Raw genomic sequence first — 3,973 nt, 5'->3', positions numbered from 1 at the left:
AATCTTCAGAAATTCAACGAAATATGCAAACGGTCTGTTAGGTTGAGAGCATTGCGGCCTGTACCGCTACGGGATACTGATGGAGGAAGCGGCGGAAGCCGAAAGCAACAAGGCAACGACTGCCTACGGCCACTTGCCGGTGCTGCCCGCTTCGCTCAAAGCACCGGTCGCCCAACTGCTCACGAAGGGTGCGGCGCTTGAGCGCGGGCTTCAAACGGTTCTTGACGCCCGCGGGTCGCACGACATGTGGGTGGAAATGGAAATACTGGAAGATCATCACCAGCAATGGATGGCACAACTGTCCGGCTTGTCAGGTGATTTCCTGGCGGCCAACGTTCCCGGGGAAACCTACGGGATGCTGATGCGCATTTTTGAACCCATGGCTCAGCGCATCGAACACCTTCACCGCCGGGTCATTGCCAAATGAAACTGATGTTCCATCAGCGGCAAGCAAAAGACGTGATCTCAGCTTCGCTCCCAATGGGCCTATTGGCTGCGTCCAAGACGGGTGAGCGTGGCGGTTACGCAGCCATCCTGACCACGACAGCATTGAACACTGGTCCGATTGAACGGCACGGTTAAAAACACCTGTCTTGCATCGAGTGGCGATGCGAATCAAGGCTCATCACTGCTATCAACCATACCCTCAGCGAGCTTGCACAAGTGTGCCCAGGCGTCAGCCGCGATATGGTTCGCACCGTGTTGCGCGAACAACAGAAGCTGGCTGGGGTGGAATGTCAGGGGCGCGGCCCGGCCGCCCTCTGGAGAAAGAAAGGGTAATTACCCCTTGGTAAGGGTAATAGTAGGGGTAATAATGAAATCGGCACGAACTGGATCGCCGACAATTCTCTAACCGGCGGTTGGAGAAGTAGATGCAAAGCAAACACGTCCTGATTCGCGAGATGGTCGATACGATTGTTCGTGAAGCTGATCCTGATACCGTGATCTTGTTTGGTTCGCTTGCGCGCGGGGTCGCTCGGCCGGATTCCGACGTTGATCTGTTGATTGTCGAACGTGAACCTTTCAGCTCACAGCATAGTCGTCGCCAGGAAACGGCGCGCTTGTACCTGGCTCTGCGCAAGCTGGCGATGCCCAAGGATTTGCTGCTCTATAACCGTGATGAATTCGAGCAACACAAAGATTCCGCCCACACTATCGTCGGTCGCGCCCAGCGGGAAGGAAAGGTGCTGCATGAGCGTGCTTGATCATGCCAAAAAGAAATATTTCGCCGAGCCTTGCGGCACCGTTGCCTTAAAAGCCGCATGAATAGGCGTTATACAGATTGTAACTCTGTAGAGTGCCGTAATTATTGGCTCTCCTGTGATGCAATCTGTAGATCAAGCACTGGAGCGGCTTGCAGAGTAGGTGCTGTTTCTATTGCATCAGGGGATAAATTTGATCGAGATGCTCAAGTAATCCGCCTGGCATTGGCCAAAATACTTTGGCAACATTTGTCTCGATCCGATTAATCGGTATATATTTACATCTGCCGATATTATAGAACAGCGCACTGAACATGGCTAACGTCCCCGAAAAACTGATCGACCTGGTTCGCTCCCGAGGTTTGATCCGCACGCGCGATCTGGCTGTACTCGGAATTTCAAGTGTTTTCCTGACCCGTGCGGTCCGCCGCGGTCAACTGGAGCGTGTCGGTCGCGGGGTCTATGGACTGCCCGGTCGGGAAGTCTCTGCTCAAGGGTCTCTGGCCGAGGTCGCGCTGAGGGTGCCCAAAGGGGTTGTTTGCCTGCTTTCAGCCCTCCGGTTTCACGACCTGACTACCCAGGCGCCATTCCAGGTCTGGCTGGCTATCGAAAACAAGGCCATCGCACCGAGGCTCGATTACCCGCCGCTACGCATCGTTCGTTTCTCGGGCGCAGCGCTTACCGAAGGCATCGAGGAACATGTCGTTGATGGCGTGACGGTCCGTGTCACCAGTGTCGCCAAGACCGTTGCTGACTGTTTTAAATATCGCAACAAGATCGGCCTCGACGTCGCCCTTGAAGCGCTACGCGAAGCCTGGCACGGAAAGAGAATGACGAGTGACGATATCTGGCGTTTCGCCAAGGTCTGTCGCGTGGCCAACGTGATGCGCCCGTATCTGGAGAGCCTTGGATGACCGTTCTGAATCTTGGTGCATCAATCCGAGACCGCTTGCTCAACAAAGCACGTGCAGAAAAGCTGGACTTCAACCTGCTGCTGACACGATATGCACTGGAGCGCATGCTCTATCGCCTGAGCGTCTCGGAACATCGTGAGCAGTTCTTGCTTAAAGGAGCCCTGCTATTGGATCTGTGGTTCGACGTGCCACATCGGCCGACTCATGATGCCGATTTTCTAGGTTTTGGATCAGCCGAGATTCCCCATCTGGAAGAAGTTTTCCGGGGTATTTGCCGTATCGAGGGCCAAGACGGCATTGTTTTCCAGCCGAATTCCGTTAAAGGTGCAGAGATTCGCAAGGAGGCCAACTACGCTGGCGTTCGGATTACGCTGATGGGCTTGCTCGACAGTGCCCGCTGCCCAGTACAAATTGATGTCGGGTTCGGTGATGCCGTGGTACCCGGCCCGGAAAATGTCGATTATCCGGTCATTCTGAACGGCATGTCCAAGCCACATCTGCGCGTCTATCCCCGCTACACCGTCGTCGCTGAAAAGCTTGAAGCTCTGACATCACTCGGCATGCTGAACAGCCGGATGAAGGATTATTTTGACCTCTGGGTGCTGGCGAAACATTCGGATTTCGATGGTCATTTACTGTCACGGGCGGTCGCGGCCACCTTCGAACGTCGGCGCACCGCGTTACCCGAAGGGATTCCCATCGGATTGAGCGACGAATTTATCCATGATGTGCAAAAGGAAAAGCAGTGGCTGGCTTTTCTGCGCAAGAACACCCTGGGCTCGATGCCACTTGCGATGGTGGTTAGTGATCTTCGTGATTTCTTGCTGCCCGTACTGGCTTCCGCGTCAACGAGCAGGGTGCTCGACGTGGCCTGGCGAGCCGGAGAAGGATGGCGGAAGATTGAGTAATTTATCCACTCACTGACGCCACGACAGCGTTGGGAATTAGCCTTGTTTTAAGAATGGCCACAGGATAACTTTCGTGTGTCCGCCATGCAAAAAAGAACAAACGGATACAATCTAATATGTTGCCATCCCTCCTTGCACGTGAAGTCCAGAACGGTCTTAAGCACTTCCTGACGACCGGTTTCGAGCCCTCCGACCCGCTGTTCGCGGGCGTCATGAAGCGCTTTACCGAAGACGAATCCCGCTGGATGAATGGCCCTTACCTCCAGTTGGGTCTGCCGTTCCGTGCCGGCACTCAGGGTGTGACATTTTTCGGAACCTTCGCTACGGAGCATCCCGGTCACATCCATCAGGAAGCGGCGTGGCAACGCCTTTCGAGCCTCCGCATGGCGGCCGGCACGCTGGTCGCCACCGGCACCGGCAGCGGCAAGACCGAGTGCTTTTTGTACCCCTTGCTTGAGCACTGTGCCCGCGTCACCGGTGCGGAGGCCGGGAGTGGCAAGGAAGGCATCAAGGCGCTGGTGATTTACCCGATGAATGCACTGGCGACCGACCAGGCCCGGCGTTTTGCACAGGTCATTGCCCAGACGCCTGCCTTCAAAGGGCTGCGTGTCGGCCTGTTCGTTGGCGGACGCTCAGGAAAAGATGGCCGCGGCCTTCCAACCATGACAGCGACCAGCGTGATTACCGATCGCGAGACACTTCGCAAGGATCCGCCCGACATCTTGCTGACTAATTACAAGATGCTCGACTATCTGCTGATTCGTCCCAAGGACCGGCTGCTCTGGGCCAAGAACACACCCGACGGTCGCGCGCGGCCAGTGCGCCGGCGGTCGCGCGTTTGGGCTGGGCCTGGCGGAACATGCCTTGTGCTTTCATGTAGCGCCGGATGGTCGGATACGAGGCCATTGCGGTATCGCTGTTCTTCTTGGCGGCGCGCAGATTGTCGAAA

The 3,973-nt window shown here is 55.9% G+C and carries 5 protein-coding genes; all 5 read left to right on the top strand.

Annotation, left to right across the window (positions count from 1 at the left end; genetic code table 11):
* The first annotated feature begins 79 nt into the window (after positions 1-79).
* Entirely contained in the window at positions 80-427 is a 348-nt protein-coding gene (locus ACOYNV_RS26320; RefSeq protein ID WP_422902781.1) for a hypothetical protein, read from the top strand.
* 445 nt (positions 428-872) lie between these two features.
* Positions 873-1,205, top strand: coding sequence for a nucleotidyltransferase domain-containing protein (locus ACOYNV_RS26315; RefSeq protein ID WP_422902780.1), 333 nt, complete (start codon positions 873-875; stop codon positions 1,203-1,205).
* A 311-nt stretch (positions 1,206-1,516) separates the two neighbouring features.
* A complete protein-coding gene (locus ACOYNV_RS26310) occupies positions 1,517-2,116 on the top strand; it encodes a type IV toxin-antitoxin system AbiEi family antitoxin domain-containing protein (protein ID WP_422902779.1) in 600 nt (199 codons plus the stop codon).
* Positions 2,113-3,024, top strand: coding sequence for a nucleotidyl transferase AbiEii/AbiGii toxin family protein (locus ACOYNV_RS26305; protein ID WP_422902778.1), 912 nt, complete (start codon positions 2,113-2,115; stop codon positions 3,022-3,024). Before ACOYNV_RS26310 ends, ACOYNV_RS26305 begins: the two co-directional genes overlap by 4 nt.
* Positions 3,025-3,140: 116 nt before the next feature.
* Positions 3,141-3,973 (top strand): DEAD/DEAH box helicase (locus ACOYNV_RS26300; protein WP_422902777.1); only part of this gene is annotated, 833 nt, incomplete at its 3' end.

Source organism: Propionivibrio sp. (assembly GCF_049316945.1).
In the GTDB taxonomy this organism is placed as follows: domain Bacteria; phylum Pseudomonadota; class Gammaproteobacteria; order Burkholderiales; family Rhodocyclaceae; genus Propionivibrio.
This window is presented reverse-complemented; position numbering and strand designations above follow the sequence as displayed.

Excerpts from the sequence above, each read along its gene's own strand:
- ACOYNV_RS26305 (WP_422902778.1), top strand. The coding sequence starts at position 2,113 with ATGACCGTTCTGAATCTTGGTGCATCAATCCGAGACCGCTTGCTCAAC.
- ACOYNV_RS26315 (WP_422902780.1), top strand. The coding sequence starts at position 873 with ATGCAAAGCAAACACGTCCTGATTCGCGAGATGGTCGATACGATTGTT.
- ACOYNV_RS26320 (WP_422902781.1), top strand. The coding sequence starts at position 80 with ATGGAGGAAGCGGCGGAAGCCGAAAGCAACAAGGCAACGACTGCCTAC.
- ACOYNV_RS26310 (WP_422902779.1), top strand. The coding sequence starts at position 1,517 with ATGGCTAACGTCCCCGAAAAACTGATCGACCTGGTTCGCTCCCGAGGT.